The sequence below is a fragment of the Oceanitalea stevensii genome (genome assembly GCF_014837105.1).
In the GTDB taxonomy this organism is placed as follows: domain Bacteria; phylum Actinomycetota; class Actinomycetes; order Actinomycetales; family Actinomycetaceae; genus Oceanitalea; species Oceanitalea stevensii.
The window spans coordinates 1,248,947-1,265,324 of record NZ_JACSPO010000001.1 but is presented as its reverse complement, the minus strand read 5'-3'; the positions used below and the strand labels follow the sequence as shown (position 1 = coordinate 1,265,324).

Here is a 16,378-nt window from a genome sequence, read left to right as displayed (position 1 = left end):
CATGCCAGCGGTCGTCGTCGTCGGAGCCCAGTGGGGCGACGAGGGCAAGGGGAAGGCCACCGACCAGCTCAGCTCCCAGGTCGACTACGTCGTCAAGTTCAACGGGGGCAACAACGCGGGGCACACGGTCGTCGTCGGCGAGGAGAAGTACGCCCTCCACCTGCTGCCCTCCGGCATCCTCAGCCCGGGGTGCACGCCGGTCATCGGCAACGGCGTGGTCGTCGACCTCGAGGTGCTCTTCGCCGAGCTCGAGGGGCTCAGCGCCCGTGGCGTGGACGTCTCCAGGCTCCTCGTCTCCTCCAGCGCCCACCTCATCCCGTCCTACAACCGGACCCTGGACAAGGTGACCGAGCGCTTCCTCGGCAAGCGCCAGATCGGCACCACCGGCCGCGGCATCGGCCCCACCTACGCCGACAAGATGGCGCGCGTGGGCATCCGGGTCCAGGACATCTTCGACGAGAAGATCCTGCGGCAGAAGGTCGAGGGCGCGCTGGTCCAGAAGAACCAGCTGCTCCTCAAGGTCTACAACCGCCGCGCCGTCGACGTCGACGAGGTCACCGACGAGCTGCTCGCCTACGCCGAGCGGCTGCGCCCGATGGTCGCCGACACCTCCCTCGTCCTCAACCAGGCCCTCGACGAGGGCCGCACGGTGGTCTTCGAGGCCGGCCAGGCCGCGATGCTCGACGTCGACCACGGCACCTACCCCTTCGTCACCTCCTCCTCCGCCACCGCCGGTGGCGCCTGCACCGGCAGCGGCGTGGGCCCCACGCGCATCGACCGCGTCGTCGGCGTCGTCAAGGCCTACACGACCCGCGTCGGCGAGGGACCCTTCCCCACCGAGCTCAACGACGACGCCGGTGAGCGCCTGCGCCGGGTGGGCGGGGAGTACGGCACGACGACGGGACGTCCCCGCCGCTGCGGCTGGTACGACGCCGTCGTCGCCCGCTTCGCCAGCCGGGTCAACGGGCTCACCGACCTCGTCCTCACCAAGCTCGACGTCCTCACCGGCCTGGAGAAGATCCCGGTGTGCGTGGCCTACGAGGTCGACGGCCGCCGGATGGACGACATGCCGCCCAACCAGACCGACTTCCACCACGCCCGGCCGGTCTACGAGGAGCTCGACGGCTGGAGCGAGGACATCAGCGGCGCGCGCGAGTTCTCCGACCTGCCGGACGCCGCCCAGCGTTACGTCCTCGCGCTGGAGGAGATGTCCGGAGCGCGCATCTCCTCGATCGGCGTCGGCCCCGACCGGGCCGCGACGATCGTGCGCCACTCCCTGCTCGACTGACCGCGCCGGCGCCCCCGCCCGGGAACGGGCGGGGGCGTGGGCCGATGGTCCCGTTGGCACGGAGATCCCCGTGCTTAACCTGGCCTCTCGCCAACGAGAGGGGACGGCCATGGCTGTCGACGACATCACGATCACGAGCCGGCCGGGCACGGGTGGGGGCTGCGCCTGCGGCGGGCACGACGACGCGGTCCCGGCGCTCGACGTCCGCCAGGTCCCGCACGCCATCCGCCACGCGACGGTGTTCGGTGCGCTGACCGCGATCGCGCCGGGCTTCTCCCTGGACCTCGTCGCCCCGCACGACCCGCTGCCGCTGCTCGCGCAGATCGAGGAGCGCCAGCCCGGCGCCTTCGCCGTCACCTACCTCGTCGAGGGCCCCGAGGACTGGACTGTGCGGCTGACCCGCCAGCAGCCCTGACATGCCACAACCCGCCGACAGCTGAGTTGTTCCAGTAACAACTCAGCTGTCGGCGGGTTGTGGCATGTCAGGGTGGCGGTTCTAGCGCTGCTGGCCCTCGTCGGTCTGCTCCGGCGGCTCGGGCGACGGCGCGAAGGGCGAGCCCTCCGGGCGGTCGACCGGCGTGTCCGCGGCGGCCGTCGTGAACGGGGCCGGCGCGGCCGGGGGCTCCTGGCCGGGGTAGCCGGGGCCGGGGTCGGCCGGGACCTGGTCGGTCGGGCCGAAGCCACCGACCGGCTGGCCCGCACCGGGCTGCGCGGGGAAGCCGGGGCCGGGCTCGTTGGGCACCTGGCCGGGCTGGCCGTAGGCGGCCGCGGGGCCGCCGTACGGGGCGTCGGCGGCGCCGGACTTGCCGCCCTTCTTGCGCGAGACGAGGAAGATGAGCGCGGCGATCGCGAGGAGCGCGACGACGGCGAGGACGATCCACACGGCGGTGGACACGCCACCCGCGCTGCCGCCGCCGTTGCCGGCGGCCTCGCCGGTGGCGCTGCCGCCGGCGGCGAAGGCCTCGATGCCGCTCCACGTCACGGTGTTGCCGTCGATCTCGCCGTCGGCCTCGATGACCTCACCGGGGAAGGTGACGGAGATGGCGACCTGGGGCTCCATGCCGGCCGGCATGTCCTCGAGGCTGCTCGTGTCACCCATGCCGGTCTCGTCACCGTCGAAGGAGAAGACGTAGGTGTCGTCGACCCGCTCGATGGTCATGCCCTCACCGGTCATCGAGTCGATCGGGGCGCCGGTGGCGGAGATGCGGCAGCCGATGTTGCCGTCCTCGTCCTCGATGTCCTCGACGACGAACTCGGTGTCCTCGGGGGCGTCGCCCATCTCGGACTCCAGCTCGGAGCAGTCCATGTCCTCGCGGGTGGCCATGCCGGTGAGGTCGCCGACCTCCATGGCGACGTCGAGGGTGTCGTCCTCGTTGATCGTCAGCCCCATGTCCAGGCGGAAGCAGCCGGCCAGGACGAGCAGGAGGGGCAGGAGGAGAAGCGCCGACAGGCCGCGGCGGACCCGGGACGTGGTGCGGTGTGATGTCATGCCGCGAACCCTACCGGTCACGTGTCTCGGACAGGGGGCGGTGCCGGGCGCCGCCGATGGGGACAACTCCCCGGCCGGGTCTGGCCAGTGGACGCCTGGCGCTTCCGGCCGCCGAGGTCGGTAGGCTCCTGGCACGTGAAGATCCTCGTCGTCGGGTCCGGTGCGCGCGAGCACGCCATCACCCGCGCCCTGACCACCGAGTCCACGCCCCACGAGGTCCTCGTCGCCCCCGGGAACCCGGGAACGGCGCAGGTCGCGACCAACGTCGCGGTCGACCCGCTCGACCCGCAGGCGGTGGCGGCCCTCGCCGTCGAGCGCGGTGTCGACCTCGTCGTCGTCGGTCCCGAGGCGCCGCTCGTCGCCGGCGTCGCGGACGCCGTCCGGGCCGCCGGGGTCCCGTGCTTCGGCCCCGACGCCGCCGCGGCCCGCCTCGAGGGCTCCAAGGCCTTCGCCAAGGAGGTCATGGCCGCCGCCGAGGTGCCCACCGCGATGGCCTATGTCTGCACGACCGCCGAGGAGGTCGAGGAGGCACTCGACGCCTTCGGTGCGCCCTACGTCGTCAAGGACGACGGCCTCGCCGCCGGCAAGGGCGTCGTCGTCACCGAGGACCGGGAGGCAGCACTCGCCCATGCACGTGCCTGCCTCGCGCGCACGGTCACCCCCGGCGGGGAGCGTCCCGCCGTCGTCGTCGAGGAGTACCTCGACGGTCCGGAGGTCTCCCTCTTCTGCGTCTGCGACGGCACGGACGCCGTCCCGCTCGCCCCCGCGCAGGACTTCAAGCGCCTCGGCGACGGCGACGCCGGCCCCAACACCGGCGGGATGGGCGCCTACAGCCCGCTGCCGTGGGCGCCGGAGAACCTCGTCGACGAGGTGATGGCGCGCGTCGCGCGGCCGGTCGTGCGCGAGATGGCCCGCCGCGGCACCCCCTTCACCGGTGTCCTCTACGTCGGCCTGGCCCTCACCTCCCGCGGGGTGCGGGTCATCGAGTTCAACGCCCGCTTCGGGGACCCCGAGACGCAGGTCGTCCTCGCGCGTCTCGGCTCCTCCCTGGCTCAGCTGCTCCGCGCCGCCGCCACCGGCACCCTCGCCGAGGCGCCCCGCCCCACGTGGCGCGACGCGTCGGCCGTCACCGTCGTCCTCGCCTCCCACGGCTACCCCGGGGTGTCCCGCACCGGCGACGTCGTCGAGGGCGTCGCCGCGGCCGAGGAGCTGCCCGGCGTCCACGTCCTCCAGGCCGGCTGTGCGACGTCCGAGGACGGCGCCCTCGTGAGTGCCGGCGGCCGGGTGCTGTCCGTCGTCGGGGTCGGGGCCGACCAGGAGGAGGCCCGCGCCCGCGCCTACGCGGGCCTCGAACGCATCACCCTCGACGGCTCCCAGCACCGCACCGACATCGCGCGGGCCCGCTCGTGACCGCGCCCGTGCTGCCCGGCTGGGAGCACACCTACTCCGGCAAGGTCCGCGACCTGTACCGGCCGGCCGAGCCGCACCCGGCGGGTGACGTCGTGCTCGTCGTCGCCTCCGACCGCATCAGCGCCTACGACCACGTCCTGCCGACGCCCATCCCCGGGAAGGGGGAGGTGCTCACCCGCCTCAGCCTGTGGTGGTTCGAGCAGCTCGCCGACATCGTCCCCAACCACGTCGTCTCCCTCGACGTCCCCGAGGCCGTCGCCGGCCGGGCGATGGTGTGCCGGCGGCTGGAGATGTTCCCCGTCGAGTGCGTGGCGCGCGGGTACCTCACCGGCTCCGGCCTCGTCGAGTACCGCGAGGGCCAGGCCGTGTGCGGCGTGCCGCTGCCCCCGGGCCTGGGCGAGGCCTCCCGGCTGCCCGAGCCGATGTTCACCCCCGCCCGCAAGGCCGAGCTCGGTGACCACGACGAGAACATCACCTTCGAGGCGGTCGCCGCCCTCCTCGGCGCGGAGCGCGCGGAGGAGCTGCGCGACCTCACGCTGCGGATCTACTCCCGCGCCGCGGACGTCGCCGCCCGCAGCGGGATCATCGTCGCCGACACCAAGCTCGAGTTCGGGCTCGGCCCGGGCGGGGAGGTCGTCCTCGGGGACGAGGTCCTCACGCCGGACTCCTCACGCTTCTGGCCGGCGGACGGCTACGCCCCCGGGCGGGTGCAGCCCAGCTTCGACAAGCAGTTCGTCCGGGACTGGCTCACCTCCCCGGAGTCCGGCTGGGACCGCGTCTCGCCCCCGCCGCCACTTCCCGACGACGTCGTCGAGCGCACCCGCGAGCGTTACCTCGAGGCCGCCGACCGCCTCGTCGGGTGACGTTCGACGCGAACCCTGCCGACGCGGATGATCCGTGCAAGACTGTGAGAGCAGTAACACCTCCTCCGCGACGACAGCTCGCGAATTAGTACCGAAGGCGCGAACGTATGGCAGCAGACACCAGTGTCCCCACGACGGCGCGGGGAACCGCCCGAGAGCGTCAGGTCAGTGACTTCACTGCCCTGACCAAGCGGGTCCAGGAAGCGGGCCTCATGCGGCGCGCCTACGGCTACTACTGGACCAAGCTCATCGGCTCACTGGTGCTGGGCGTCGGCCTCGCCGTGGCCTTCGTCCTCATCGGGGACACCTGGTGGCAGATGGTGACGGCCGTGGCCCTCGCCCTGCTCATGACGCAGATCGCCTTCCTCGGCCACGACGCCGCGCACCGGCAGATCTTCGTGTCGGGCAAGTGGAACGAGTGGGTCTCCCTCATCGTCATCAACCTCTTCGTGGGCATGGGCCAGGCCTGGTGGCAGCGCAAGCACACCAAGCACCACGCCGCCCCGAACACGCTCCACAAGGACCCGGACATCGACCCGGGCGTGCTCGCCTTCAGCCAGTACGCGGTCGAGCAGCGCAAGACCCGCCTCACGAAGTGGCTCGCCACCAAGCAGGGCTTCTTCTTCTACCCGCTGCTCCTGCTCGAGGGCATCAACCTCCACGTCCACGGCATCAAGCGCGCGGTGAGCCGCGAGGGCCTCAAGCGCCGCTGGGTGGAGCTCGGCTTCATCCTCGTCCGGCTCGTCAGCTTCTTCGCCCTCGTCTTCCTCGTCCTGTCCCCGGGCAAGGCGCTCGCCTTCATCGGCGTGCAGCTCGCGGTCTTCGGCCTGTACATGGGCCTGTCCTTCGCGCCCAACCACATCGGCATGCCGGTCGTGCCGTCGGACGTCAAGATCGACTTCCTGCGCCGCCAGGTCCTCATGAGCCGCAACATCTCCGGCGGGCGCGCCATGGACACCTTCATGGGCGGGCTCAACTTCCAGGTGGAGCACCACCTGTTCCCGTCGATGGCCCGGCCCAACCTGCGCAAGGTCGCCCCGATGGTCCGGGAGTACTGCCAGGACCTCGGCGTGCGGTACACCGAGACCTCCCTCGTGCAGTCCTACCGGGCCGTCTACAACTACCTCAACACGGTGGGACGCGGCGGCCTGGACGTGTGGGCCTGTCCACTGGCTGCGCAGTACCGGGTCTGACCCCGGCACCCGGGTAGACTCGACGGCGGCCCGAAAACCCCGAGCAGGAGTCACCATGGGACGCATCGTCGTCGAGGTCATGCCCAAGCCCGAGATTCTCGACCCGCAGGGCAAGGCGGTAGCCGGCGCGCTGCCCCGGCTCGGACTGGACGGTTTCGTCGCGGTCCGGCAGGGCAAGCGCTTCGAGCTGGAGGTCGAGGGCGAGGTCGATGACGCCGCGCTCGACCAGGCCCGCCGTGCCGCCGAGCTGCTGCTGTCCAACCCGGTCATCGAGGACGTCGTCCGCGTCGCCGCGGCCGACGACGCCCGGAGCGCCTGATGCACCGCCTCGACGTCCCCGAGCCCCAGCCGCGGGCCGAGGGTGCGCGCGTCGGCGTCGTCACCTTCCCCGGCTCCCTCGACGAGCGAGACGCCCAGCGGGCGGTGCGCCTGGCTGGCGGTGAGCCGGTGGCGCTGTGGCACGCCGACGAGGACCTCCGTGGGGTCGACGCCGTCGTCCTGCCCGGTGGCTTCTCCTACGGCGACTACCTGCGCTGCGGGGCGATCGCGAGCTTCGCGCCGGTCATGACGGCCGTCGTCGAGGCGGCCGGCCGCGGCCTGCCGGTGCTCGGCATCTGCAACGGCTTCCAGATCCTCTGCGAGGCGCACCTGCTGCCCGGCGCGCTCATCCGCAACGAGGCCCAGCGCTTCGTGTGCCGCGACCAGCAGCTGCGCGTGGAGAACAACGACACCGCCTGGACCACCGGCTACTCCGTGGGCGAGACGATCACCATCCCGCTGAAGAACGGCGAGGGCGGCTTCGTCGCGGACGAGCGCACCCTCGCCGAGCTCGAGGGGGAGGGTCGTGTCGTCTTCCGCTACGAGGGCCACAACCCCAACGGCTCGCTCCACGACATCGCCGGCATCAGCAACGCGGCGGGCAACGTCGTGGGCCTCATGCCGCACCCGGAGCACGCCGTCGAGCCGGGCTTCGGCCCCGACTCCGGCGGTGGCACCGACGGCCTGGCGATCTTCGCCTCCGTCCTCGGGGTCCTCGTCAGCGCCTGAGTCAGGCGAGGACCGACTCCAGCGGCGTGTGCTCCATCCCGTGCGCCTCGGCCACCGGGGCGGACACGAGCGCGCCGTCGTGGGTGGCCAGGCCCAGGGCCAGGGCGCGATCGGCCCGCATCGCCTCGCGCCAGCCGCTGTTCGCCAGCGCGAGCGCGTAGGGGACGGTGACGTTGGTCAGCGCGTAGGTGGAGGTGTGGGACACGGCGCCGGGCATGTTGCTCACGCAGTAGAAGACCGTGTCGTGCACCCGGTAGGTCGGGTCGGAGTGGGTGGTGGGCCGCGAGTCGGCGAAGCAGCCGCCCTGGTCCACGGAGATGTCGACGACGACGGACCCCGGCCTCATCGTCGCGATCTGCTCGTTCGTCACGAGGCGGGGCGTGCGCGCCCCCGGGAGCAGCACGGCACCGATGACGAGGTCCGCCTCGGTGATGGCCCGCTCGATCTCGTAGGCGTTGGACATGACGGTCTGGCAGCGGCCCTGGTACAGGGCGTCGGCCTGCCGCAGCCGGCTCACGTCGCGGTCCATGAGGACGACGTCCGCGTGCATCCCCACCGCCATCGCGGCGGCGTTCATCCCGGCCACGCCCGCGCCGATGACGACGACCCGCGCCGAGTACACCCCTGACACCCCGCCCAGCAGCACCCCGCGGCCGCCCTGGGCGCTCATCAGGCTGTGGGCGCCCACCTGCGGCGCGAGCCGGCCGGCGATCTCGCTCATCGGCGCGAGGAGGGGCAGGGAGCGGTCGGGCAGCTCGACGGTCTCGTAGGCGACGGACGTGACGCGGCGACGCACGAGCTCCTCGGTGAGCGCGCGGTCGGCCGCGAGGTGGAGGTAGGTGAACAGCGTCTGCCCCTCGCGGAGCAGGGGGTACTCCTCGGGGACCGGCTCCTTGACCTTGAGCACGAGCTCGCCGAAGCCCCACGTGGTGGCCGCGTCGGGCAGCACCGTGGCGCCCGCCGCGGTGAAGTCGGCGTCGGCGATCGACGTCGACGTCCCGGCACCGGTCTCCACGCCGACCTCGTGCCCGTGGCGGACGAGCTCGTGCACCCCCGAGGGGGTGATGGCCACGCGGCCCTCGGAGTCCATGACCTCTCGCGGCACTGCGATCCTCATGCGGGCATCCTCGCAGGTCCGCCGCGGACGGGCGCCCGTTCACCCGGCGGTCATCCGGCGGCCATCTGTCCACAGGTTGTGTCCACAGGGTTGTGCACATACACACAGGGAGCGCCCGCAGCCTGTGGACGGAGCTGTGGAGGCTCCTTCGAGGGCGGACCCCGCCGTGTGAGAGACTTGTGGCGACAACTTCACAGCCTTCGATTCGCGGCGGGAGAGACCCGCGCAGGCGGGCGCCGAAGGAGCAACCTCCCCGGAAACTCTCAGGCCCCCATACCGCCACGGCGAGGCACCTCTGGAAAGCAGCCCTCAGGGGCTCACCGACGGGGAAGTGCGGGCACCACGCCCGCAGAAAACTCTCAGGTCCGATGACAGAGCGGGGAACGGTCCCTGCTCACGCGCGCCCTCGCGCGCTCGTCATCCCGAGGAGTCCCGTTGGCCCTGGCTGTCGACATCCCCCTGCGCGCCCCCGCGCCCACCCCCCGCCCCGCCGTCCCGCGGATGCGCCGCCGGCTCGGCGTCCTCGCGATCATCGCCTCGGCCAGCGCGATGGGCCTGGCCGGCGTCTTCGGGCGGCTCGCCTCCCCGCCGGGGGCCGTCATCGGCGAGACGCTCACGCTCGGGCGGATGGCCGTGGGCGCGCTGGGGATGGTCGTCATCCTCGCCGCCGGGCGCCGCCTGTCGGTGCTGCGCCGCACCCGCGTCTCGCGGTCGGTCGTCCTCGGGGGCGTCTTCCTCGGCCTGTCCCTGGCCACCTACCTCTCGGCGACGGTCCTCACCGTGCTCTCCCGCGCCGTCGCCCTCCACTACCTCGGGCCGGTCATCGCGACCGTCCTCGCGCGCGTCATCCTCAAGGAGCGCGCCCGGGGCGTCGAGCTCGCCTCCCTCGGCCTCAGCTTCGCCGGGATGATGCTCGCCACCGGCCTGGTCGACACCCCCGCCGTCCCGACGGGCGACCAGCTCCTCGGCGACGTCCTCGCCGCCGTGTCCGGCGTGCTCTACGGCGCGGCCCTGCTGTGCTACCGCTACCGGGCCGACATGCCGGCGGACGTCCGCAACTTCTGGAACTTCACCTTCGGTGCCCTCGGCGCCGCCGGGATGGTCGCCGTCACGCGCCCGGACATGTCGGGGATGACCGTGGAGAACTGGGTGTGGGCGGCCGTCTTCTTCGTCGTGTGCGGCTTCCTCGCGCTCGGGCTGCTCGTCGTTGCAGGCATGCACCTGCGCTCGGTGGAGCTCTCGGCGCTGTCCTACTGGGAGGTCGTCGTCGCCATGCTCCTCGGGGCCGCGGTGTACGCCGAGGCGGTCTCGCCGCTCGCCTGGGTCGGCGCGGGCCTCATCGTCGTCGCGATGGTCGTCGCGCTCGGGCGGCGCCGGCCCGTCGGGACCGGCGCCGCACCGTCAGGTGCGCGGGGTGACCGTCCCGCTGAGGTGGAGACGGCCTGACCTCGGGTGGTGACCGGCGTAGCGCACGCCCTCGCCGGCCGGGTCGACGCTCAGCGCGACCTTCCCCGGCAGCAGCACCGGTTTCGCGAACTCCACCTCCCAGGTGAAGGCGTCACCGCGGAAGCGGGCGAGCTGGGCCAGCGCCCGGGAGGCGGTGTACATCCCGTGCGCGATGGGCCGCGGGAAGCCGAAGGCCCTCGCCCCGAGCCGCGACACGTGGATGGGGTTGCGGTCGCCGGACACCTCCGCGTAACGCTTGCCGGTGTCAGCCCCCAGCGACCACACCGCGACGACGTCGCCGCCCGGCTCCTCGTCCGTGGACGACGACGGCGCCTCCTCCGCCGCTCCCGGCAGCCGGGTGCCACGGGCCAGGTAGGTCGACACGCCCTCCCAGACGGTCTCCCCGCCGGCCTCGACCGTGACGGCGAGGTCGACGAGCGTGCCCTTGCGGTGCGCCCGCGGGGAGCGGGCCTCGGCCCGTGCGCTCAGCTCCTCGCCGAGCAGCACCGGCCGGTGCTGGACCACCCGGTTGGCCGTGTGGACCATGCCGAGCACGGGGAGCGGGAAGTCGGGCCGGACCATGAGCGCCATGGCGAGCGGGAAGGCGAGCACGTGGACGTAGCCGGCGGGCAGCTCGTCGGTGCCCGGCTCCCCGAGGAGCTCCTGGTAGGCCGAGAGGGTGGCGGGGTCGGCACGCAGGCCGCCCGCGACGTAGGCGACGTCGGGGAGGCGGTCGGCCACCGGGCCGCGGCGCATCGTCGTGCGCGCCGTGGCCGCCAGGGCGCGCGAGTACAGCGAGCCGAGGCTGGGGACCGGCTCGAGACGCTGCTCGCGCATCACTGCCCCACCAGGTTCTGGCCGCACACCCGCAGCGTCTGCCCGTTGACCCCACCGGCCTGCGGCGAGGCGAGGAAGGCGATGGCCTCGGCGACGTCCACCGGCTGGCCGCCCTGCTGCAGCGAGTTCGCCCGGCGGGCCACCTGCCGCGGGACCGGCGGGATCTTCGCCGTCATGTCGGTCTCGATGAACCCCGGCGCGACGGCGTTGGCCGTGGCGCCGCTCGCCGCGACGACCGGTGCGAGCGCGCGCGTCATCCCGATGATCCCGGCCTTGGCCGCCGCGTAGTTCGTCTGCCCGCGGTTGCCGGCGATCCCGGAGGTCGAGGCGAGGGAGATGATCCGCCCGCCCGCGCCGAGCTCCTCGGCGAAGGTCTCGTTCATCCGCAGCGGGGCGAGGACGTTGACGGCCAGGAGGTCGTTCCAGCGGTCGTCGGTCATGTTGGCGAGCAGCTTGTCGCGCAGGATGCCGGCGTTGTGGACGACGACGTCGAGACGCCCGTAGCGCTCGCGCACGTGTACGAGGATCCGCTCGGCGGCGTCCTCCGCGGTGATGTCGAGCTGCAGCGCACTGCCGCGGACCTCGTTCATCACCCGGCTCAGCGCCTCGCCTGCGGCCGGCACGTCGACGCCGACGACGCGTGCGCCGTCGCGGGCGAGGACCGAGACGATCGCCGCGCCGATGCCGCGGGCGGCACCGGTGACGACGGCGACCATCCCCTCGAGGGGACGGGTCCAGTCGGCCGGGGCCACGCCGTCGGCGGAGGTGACGTGGAGCAGCTGCCCGTCGACGAAGGCCGACCGGGCCGAGAGGAAGAAGCGCACGGCACCGACGGCCGACGGTGCGCCGACCGGCACGTCCTGCCCCAGGACGACGCCGTTGGCGGTCGCCCCGGCGCGCAGCTCCTTGGCGAGGGAGCGCAGGAAGCCGTCCACGCCCTGCCGGACGGCGACGACGGCGGGCTCGCGCGCGTCGTCGGCGCGGCGGGACACGGTGACGACCCGGCCCCCGGGGGCGAGGCGGCGCAGCACGCCGCCGAGCGCGAGGACGGGCCCGGCGAGCGCTGCCGGCGAGGCCGCCTCGGTGAGGACGAGGACGACGGCGCCCCAGCGCCGGCCCTTGGCCAGCTCCTGGGGGTCGCGCCGGACGTCGAGGTCCCAGCCGAGGAGGGTCTCGGCGAGCTCGTCGGCGGCGGGCAGCGAGGCGCCGTCGTCGAGGACGAGCACGGGGCCCGGCACGAGCGGCTGGTCGACGCTGCCGGGGTCGGTGCGCCGCAGGCGGACGGGCTGGGGCAGCCCGAGCTTCTTGGCCGCGGACTTGCCGGGGCCACCGGAGACGAGGTCGAGGTAGCGGTCGCTCATCACGCCTCCAGGATCATCGCGGTGGCCTGCCCGCCGGCGGCGCAGACGGAGATGAGGCCGCGGACGGGGGCGCCGGTCGCGGCCTTCTTCTCCGCGAGGAGCTTGGCCAGGGTGCCGACGATCCGCCCGCCGGTGGCGCCGAAGGGGTGCCCGGCGGCGAGGGAGGAGCCGGTGACGTTGAGCCGGTCCGGCGCGACGGCGCCGAGCGGCCCGCGGCCCAGGCGCTCGCGGCAGAACTCGGCGTCGTCCCACGCGGCGAGTGTGGAGAGCACGGTGCTGGCGAAGGCCTCGTGGATCTCGACGAAGTCGAAGTCCTCGAGCGTGAGGCCGTGGCGCTCGAGCAGGCGCGGCACGGCGTAGCAGCCGCCCATGAGGAGGCCCTCGGCCCCGCTGGTGAAGTCGACCGCCGCCGTCTGGGCGTCGACGACGCGGGCCAGGGCGGGCAGACCGCGCTCGGCGGCCCACTCCTCGGTGGCGAGCAGGACGGCGGAGGCGCCGTCGGACAGCGGCGTGGAGTTGCCCGCCGTCATCGTCGGGTTGTCGCTGCCCGGGGCGGTGAAGGCGGTGCGGAGCTTGCCGAGCTTGTCCATCGAGGTGTCGGCGCGGAGGAACTCGTCACGGGTGACGCCGCGGTAGGGGGTGAGGAGGTCGTCGAAGAAGCCGCGGTCGTAGGCGGCGGCGAGGTTCTGGTGGGAGCGCAGCGCGAGCTCGTCCTGCTGCTCGCGGGTGATGCCCCAGCGCTCGGTGGTGATGGCCTGGTGCTGGCCCATGCTCAGCCCCGTGCGCGGCTCGGCGGTGTCGGGGGCCACCGGCGCGAGGTCCTTCGGCCGGATCGCGGCGAGGACCTTGAGGCGCTCGGGCAGGCTCTTGGCGCGGGAGGCGCGCAGGATGGTGCGCCGCAGGCGGTCGGAGACGACGATCGGGGCGTCGGAGGCGGAGTCGACGCCACCGCCGACACCCACCTCGACCTGACCGAGGGCGATCTTGTTGCTCACCCCGACGATCGCCTCCAGGCCCGTGGCGCAGGCGCGCTGGACGTCGTAGGCGGGCGTGTGCGGGTCGAGGGAGGAGCCGAGGACGACCTCGCGGGTGAGGTTGAAGTCGCGGGAGTGCTTGAGGACGGCACCGGCGCTCACCTCGTCGAGGCGTTCACCGGCGAGGCCGAAGCGCGCGACGAGGCCCTCGAGGGCGGCGGTGAGCATGTCCTTGTTGGACGACGCGGCGTAGCGGCCACCGGCGCGGGCGAAGGGGATGCGGTTCGCCCCGACGACGACTGCCGGGCGGATGGATGAGGTCACGGCGTTGTTCCTTCAGGTCGGGAGGGGACGAAGGTCCCTGGCCATCGTGAAACTCAGAGTACCTGATACTCTCGGTTTCGTGATGCCGAGCACACCTGCCGAGGACGACGTACGCGTGGACGGTCGTGACGCCCGCTGGGCCGAGCACCGCAGCTCGCGCCGTGCCGAGCTCGTGCGCGCCGCCCGCCGGGCGGTGCACCACCGCGGCCCGGACCTCTCGATGGACGACCTCGCCGCGGAGATCGGTACCTCGAAGTCGATCATCTACCGCTACTTCAGCGACAAGTCCGGCCTGCAGGGCGCCGTGGGTGCCGCGGTCATCGAGGACCTCCGCGGCGCACTCGGCGTGGTGAGCCAGCGGGTGACCCGCCCGCGGGACCGCATCGCCGCCATGGTCGACGTCTACCTCGGCATCGTCGAGTCCTCCGCCGGGGTCTACGCCTTCGTCACCCAGCCCGAGGCCACCGCCACCGCGGGCGCCCTGCGTGGCTTCGTCGCGGAGATCGAGGACATCGTCGCCGAGGCGCTGCTGCCCGTCCTCCGTCACGGCGGCGGGGCGGCGCAGGAGGACCACGCGCTCGCCGCCCTGTGGGGAGCCGGTGTCGTCGGGCACGTCCGCAGCGTCGCCGAGCGCTGGATCGCCGCGCGCAGCCTCACCCCCGAGGGCGCCGCCGACTCCCGGGCCGTCACCGCCGACGGCGCTCCCGCCGTCGAGGGTGGCATCGCCACCCTGGACCGCGCGGCGCTCGCGGCCCACATCACCGACTGGCTGTGGACGGGGGCGATGGGCGTCGCCCGACGCTCCCGCAACGCCAGCACCCGCACCGAGACCGACGACGCGATCGGAGACCCGTCATGACCACCACGACCACCCACCGCGAGGACGACGCCGCCCACCGCGAGCGGTCCGCCCGCCCGGTGGCACCGGACCTGCCCGACGAGTCCGACGCCGCCCAGCCGGCCCCCGTCGCCACGGCGACGTCGGCGCTGAGCCCGGACACCGCCGTCGCCCCCGGCGAGGCCTTCGACCGGCAGGCCGTCGCTGACGCGCTCGACGGCCGCTGGCGCGAGCAGCGCCGGGCCTCGCGCGACCTCGCCCTCGAGCCGGACTTCCAGCGCCTGCCCGACCAGACCGTCGCCGAGTACCGCGAACGGGTGATGTGGCAGCTTCGCGAGCTCGTGGGCCGCAGCGAGGTGCTGCGCGGCTTCCCGAAGGAGCTCGGCGGCGGGGGAGACCCGGGCGGCAACCTCGCCGGCTTCGAGGAGCTCTTCCTGTCCGACCCCTCCCTCCAGATCAAGGGCGGCGTCCAGTGGGGGCTGTTCGGCTCGGCCGTCCAGCACCTCGGCGTGCCGGAGCAGCACGCGCGGCTGCTGCCGCCGATCATGCAGCTCGAGGTGCCCGGCTGCTTCGCGATGACCGAGGTGGGCCACGGCTCCGACGTCGCCTCGATCGCCACGACCGCCACCTACGACCCCGCCACTGAGGAGTTCGTCCTCCACACGCCGTTCCCCTCGGCGCGCAAGGAGTACATCGGCAACGCCGCGGTCCACGGCATCGCCGCCGTCGTCTTCGCCCAGCTCTACACCCGGGGCCGCAACCACGGCGTCCACGCCTTCTACGTGCCGATCCGCGAGCGCGACGAGGACGGCGGGCTGCGCTTCCGGCCGGGGATCGGCGGCAAGGACGACGGCCCCAAGGGCGGGCTCAACGGTGTCGACAACGGCCAGCTGTGGTTCGAGCACGTCCGCGTCCCCCGCGACAACCTCCTGCGCCGCTACGGCGACGTCGCCCCGGACGGCACCTACTCCTCGCCGATCGAGAGCAAGGGACGCCGCTTCTTCACCATGCTCGGCACCCTCGTCCAGGGCCGCGTCTCCCTCGGCGGCGCGGCGGTGGGCGTGAGCAAGGCTGCGCTGTCGATCGCGGTCCGCTACGGCGACGAGCGGCGCCAGTTCACCGGCGCCGACGAGCACCGCGAGGTCACCCTGCTCGACTACCAGCGTCACCAGCGCCGTCTCCTCCCGCTCCTCGCGCGCACCTACGCCGCGGCCTTCTCCCAGGGCGTCCTCCTCGAGCGCTTCCACCAGGTCTTCAACGGCGAGCACGACGACGACGAGTCGCGCCAGGACCTCGAGACGCTCGCCGCCGCCTTCAAGCCGACGTCGACGTGGCTGGCGCTGGAGGCGATCCAGGAGTCGCGCGAGGCGTGCGGCGGGGCCGGGTACATGGCCGAGAACCGGCTCGTCACCTGGCGCCAGGACTTCGACGTCTACGCGACCTTCGAGGGCGACAACAACGTCCTGCTCCAGCTCGTGGGCAAGCGGCTCCTCACCGACTACGGCCGGTCGATGGCGAAGATCGACATCGCCGGGGCCGCCCGATTCGTCGCCGCCCGTGCGGGTGACATGGCCCTGCACCGCACCCCGCTGCGGCGGGCCGCGCAGTCGGTGCTCGACTCCGGCTCCAAGGCCCGGTCCGCCGGCCAGCTGCGTGACCCGGAGGCGCAGCGCGAGCTGCTCGAGGACCGCGTCGAGACGATGATCGCCGAGATCGCCGGCGCGCTGCGCGAGGTCAAGGACGCGCCCCCGGAGAAGGCCGCCGCCGTCTTCAACGAGCACCAGGACGCCCTCATCGGGGCCGCCCGCGCCCACGCGGAGCTGCTCCAGTGGGAGGCCTTCACCGCGGCGCTCGACCAGGTGCCCGCCGGCACCACGCGTCAGGTGCTCACCTGGCTGCGGGACCTCTACGGCCTGGAGCGCATCGAGCGGAACCTCGCCTGGTACCTCGTCAACGGGCGGATCACCGCCCAGCGCGCCCGGGTGGTGACCGGCTACATCAACCGGCTGCTCACCCGGCTGCGGCCCCACGCCGTCGACCTCGTCGACGCCTTCGGCTACACCCCCGAGCACCTGCGCGCACCAATCGCCTCGGGCGTGGAGCGTGCCCGCCAGGAGGAGGCCGAGGTGCTCCAGCGCCGCCGCCGCGCCCTGCCGGAGCGGCTCGGCTGAGACGAGCCGCCGGCCTGAGC

At 73.3% G+C, this 16,378-nt stretch carries 15 protein-coding genes and 1 riboswitch; of the genes, 10 read left to right on the top strand and 5 right to left on the bottom strand.

Translation table 11 applies throughout. The annotated features are described in order from the left end of the window. Position 1 precedes the first annotated feature (1 nt). Together H9624_RS05915 and H9624_RS05910 are read left to right on the top strand one after the other, a co-directional pair. Positions 2–1,288 (top strand): adenylosuccinate synthase, encoded by a 1,287-nt coding sequence (locus H9624_RS05915; RefSeq protein WP_251838904.1) that lies wholly within the window; start codon positions 2–4, stop codon positions 1,286–1,288. Positions 1,289–1,397: 109 nt separating this feature from the next. Further along, positions 1,398–1,703: a DUF2249 domain-containing protein gene (locus H9624_RS05910; RefSeq protein WP_251838903.1), complete on the top strand. Its 306-nt coding sequence runs from the start codon at positions 1,398–1,400 to the stop codon at positions 1,701–1,703. 81 nt (positions 1,704–1,784) lie between these two features. On the opposite strand, the gene H9624_RS05905 is transcribed toward H9624_RS05910, so the two are convergent. Further along, on the bottom strand, positions 1,785–2,777 hold the full coding sequence (locus H9624_RS05905) for an LppM family (lipo)protein (RefSeq protein ID WP_251838902.1): 993 nt from the start codon (positions 2,775–2,777) through the stop codon (positions 1,785–1,787). Between the two features lie 135 nt (positions 2,778–2,912). On the opposite strand from H9624_RS05905, the gene purD reads away from it, so the two are divergent. The 5 genes from purD (at position 2,913) to purQ (ending at position 7,290) form a co-directional block, all read left to right on the top strand. Then, entirely contained in the window at positions 2,913–4,187 is a 1,275-nt protein-coding gene (purD, locus tag H9624_RS05900) for a phosphoribosylamine--glycine ligase (RefSeq protein ID WP_251838901.1), read from the top strand. Beyond that, complete coding sequence (locus H9624_RS05895; RefSeq protein ID WP_251838900.1) at positions 4,184–5,050, top strand: phosphoribosylaminoimidazolesuccinocarboxamide synthase; 867 nt, start codon at positions 4,184–4,186, stop codon at positions 5,048–5,050. Before purD ends, H9624_RS05895 begins: the two co-directional genes overlap by 4 nt. A 107-nt stretch (positions 5,051–5,157) precedes the next feature. Next, positions 5,158–6,243: a fatty acid desaturase family protein gene (locus tag H9624_RS05890; RefSeq protein ID WP_372435112.1), complete on the top strand. Its 1,086-nt coding sequence runs from the start codon at positions 5,158–5,160 to the stop codon at positions 6,241–6,243. Positions 6,244–6,298: 55 nt separating this feature from the next. Beyond that, entirely contained in the window at positions 6,299–6,562 is a 264-nt protein-coding gene (purS, locus tag H9624_RS05885; protein WP_251838898.1) for a phosphoribosylformylglycinamidine synthase subunit PurS, read from the top strand. Continuing rightward, positions 6,562–7,290, top strand: coding sequence for a phosphoribosylformylglycinamidine synthase subunit PurQ (gene purQ, locus H9624_RS05880; protein ID WP_251838897.1), 729 nt, complete (start codon positions 6,562–6,564; stop codon positions 7,288–7,290). Before purS ends, purQ begins: the two co-directional genes overlap by 1 nt. 1 nt (position 7,291) lies before the next feature. Here the strand turns inward: purQ and ald are convergent, their stop codons facing one another. Beyond that, on the bottom strand, positions 7,292–8,407 hold the full coding sequence (gene ald / locus H9624_RS05875) for an alanine dehydrogenase (protein ID WP_251838896.1): 1,116 nt from the start codon (positions 8,405–8,407) through the stop codon (positions 7,292–7,294). A gap of 201 nt (positions 8,408–8,608) precedes the next feature. Next, positions 8,609–8,696: riboswitch (glycine riboswitch) on the top strand. A 146-nt stretch (positions 8,697–8,842) separates the two neighbouring features. Here ald and H9624_RS05870 point away from each other — a divergent pair. Next, a complete protein-coding gene (locus tag H9624_RS05870) occupies positions 8,843–9,853 on the top strand; it encodes a DMT family transporter (RefSeq protein WP_251838895.1) in 1,011 nt (336 codons plus the stop codon). On the opposite strand, the gene H9624_RS05865 is transcribed toward H9624_RS05870, so the two are convergent. From H9624_RS05865 to H9624_RS05855, 3 genes are read right to left on the bottom strand one after another with little or no spacing between them, the layout of a single operon-like run. Continuing rightward, positions 9,809–10,690: a MaoC/PaaZ C-terminal domain-containing protein gene (locus H9624_RS05865; RefSeq protein ID WP_251838894.1), complete on the bottom strand. Its 882-nt coding sequence runs from the start codon at positions 10,688–10,690 to the stop codon at positions 9,809–9,811. The genes H9624_RS05870 and H9624_RS05865 overlap by 45 nt on opposite strands. Next, positions 10,690–12,051 carry a 3-oxoacyl-ACP reductase gene (locus H9624_RS05860; RefSeq protein WP_251838893.1) on the bottom strand — a complete coding sequence of 454 codons (1,362 nt, stop codon included), beginning with the start codon at positions 12,049–12,051 and terminating at the stop codon, positions 10,690–10,692. Before H9624_RS05860 ends, H9624_RS05865 begins: the two co-directional genes overlap by 1 nt. Continuing rightward, a complete protein-coding gene (locus H9624_RS05855; protein ID WP_251838892.1) occupies positions 12,051–13,349 on the bottom strand; it encodes an acetyl-CoA C-acetyltransferase in 1,299 nt (432 codons plus the stop codon). The genes H9624_RS05860 and H9624_RS05855 overlap by 1 nt, the downstream gene beginning before the upstream one ends. An 82-nt stretch (positions 13,350–13,431) precedes the next feature. On the opposite strand from H9624_RS05855, the gene H9624_RS05850 reads away from it, so the two are divergent. Both H9624_RS05850 and H9624_RS05845 read left to right on the top strand, forming a co-directional pair. Next, positions 13,432–14,208 (top strand): TetR/AcrR family transcriptional regulator, encoded by a 777-nt coding sequence (locus H9624_RS05850; protein ID WP_251838891.1) that lies wholly within the window; start codon positions 13,432–13,434, stop codon positions 14,206–14,208. Then, a complete protein-coding gene (locus H9624_RS05845) occupies positions 14,205–16,358 on the top strand; it encodes an acyl-CoA dehydrogenase family protein (RefSeq protein ID WP_251838890.1) in 2,154 nt (717 codons plus the stop codon). The genes H9624_RS05850 and H9624_RS05845 overlap by 4 nt, the downstream gene beginning before the upstream one ends. The last annotated feature ends 20 nt before the right edge of the window (positions 16,359–16,378 follow it).

Coding starts and splice junctions, on each gene's coding strand:
- H9624_RS05865 (WP_251838894.1), bottom strand. CDS start 10,690: ATGCGCGAGCAGCGTCTCGAGCCGGTCCCCAGCCTCGGCTCGCTGTAC.
- H9624_RS05850 (WP_251838891.1), top strand. CDS start 13,432: ATGCCGAGCACACCTGCCGAGGACGACGTACGCGTGGACGGTCGTGAC.
- H9624_RS05905 (WP_251838902.1), bottom strand. CDS start 2,777: ATGACATCACACCGCACCACGTCCCGGGTCCGCCGCGGCCTGTCGGCG.
- purS (WP_251838898.1), top strand. CDS start 6,299: ATGGGACGCATCGTCGTCGAGGTCATGCCCAAGCCCGAGATTCTCGAC.
- H9624_RS05910 (WP_251838903.1), top strand. CDS start 1,398: ATGGCTGTCGACGACATCACGATCACGAGCCGGCCGGGCACGGGTGGG.
- purQ (WP_251838897.1), top strand. CDS start 6,562: ATGCACCGCCTCGACGTCCCCGAGCCCCAGCCGCGGGCCGAGGGTGCG.
- H9624_RS05890 (WP_372435112.1), top strand. CDS start 5,158: ATGGCAGCAGACACCAGTGTCCCCACGACGGCGCGGGGAACCGCCCGA.
- H9624_RS05915 (WP_251838904.1), top strand. CDS start 2: ATGCCAGCGGTCGTCGTCGTCGGAGCCCAGTGGGGCGACGAGGGCAAG.
- H9624_RS05845 (WP_251838890.1), top strand. CDS start 14,205: ATGACCACCACGACCACCCACCGCGAGGACGACGCCGCCCACCGCGAG.
- ald (WP_251838896.1), bottom strand. CDS start 8,407: ATGAGGATCGCAGTGCCGCGAGAGGTCATGGACTCCGAGGGCCGCGTG.
- H9624_RS05860 (WP_251838893.1), bottom strand. CDS start 12,051: ATGAGCGACCGCTACCTCGACCTCGTCTCCGGTGGCCCCGGCAAGTCC.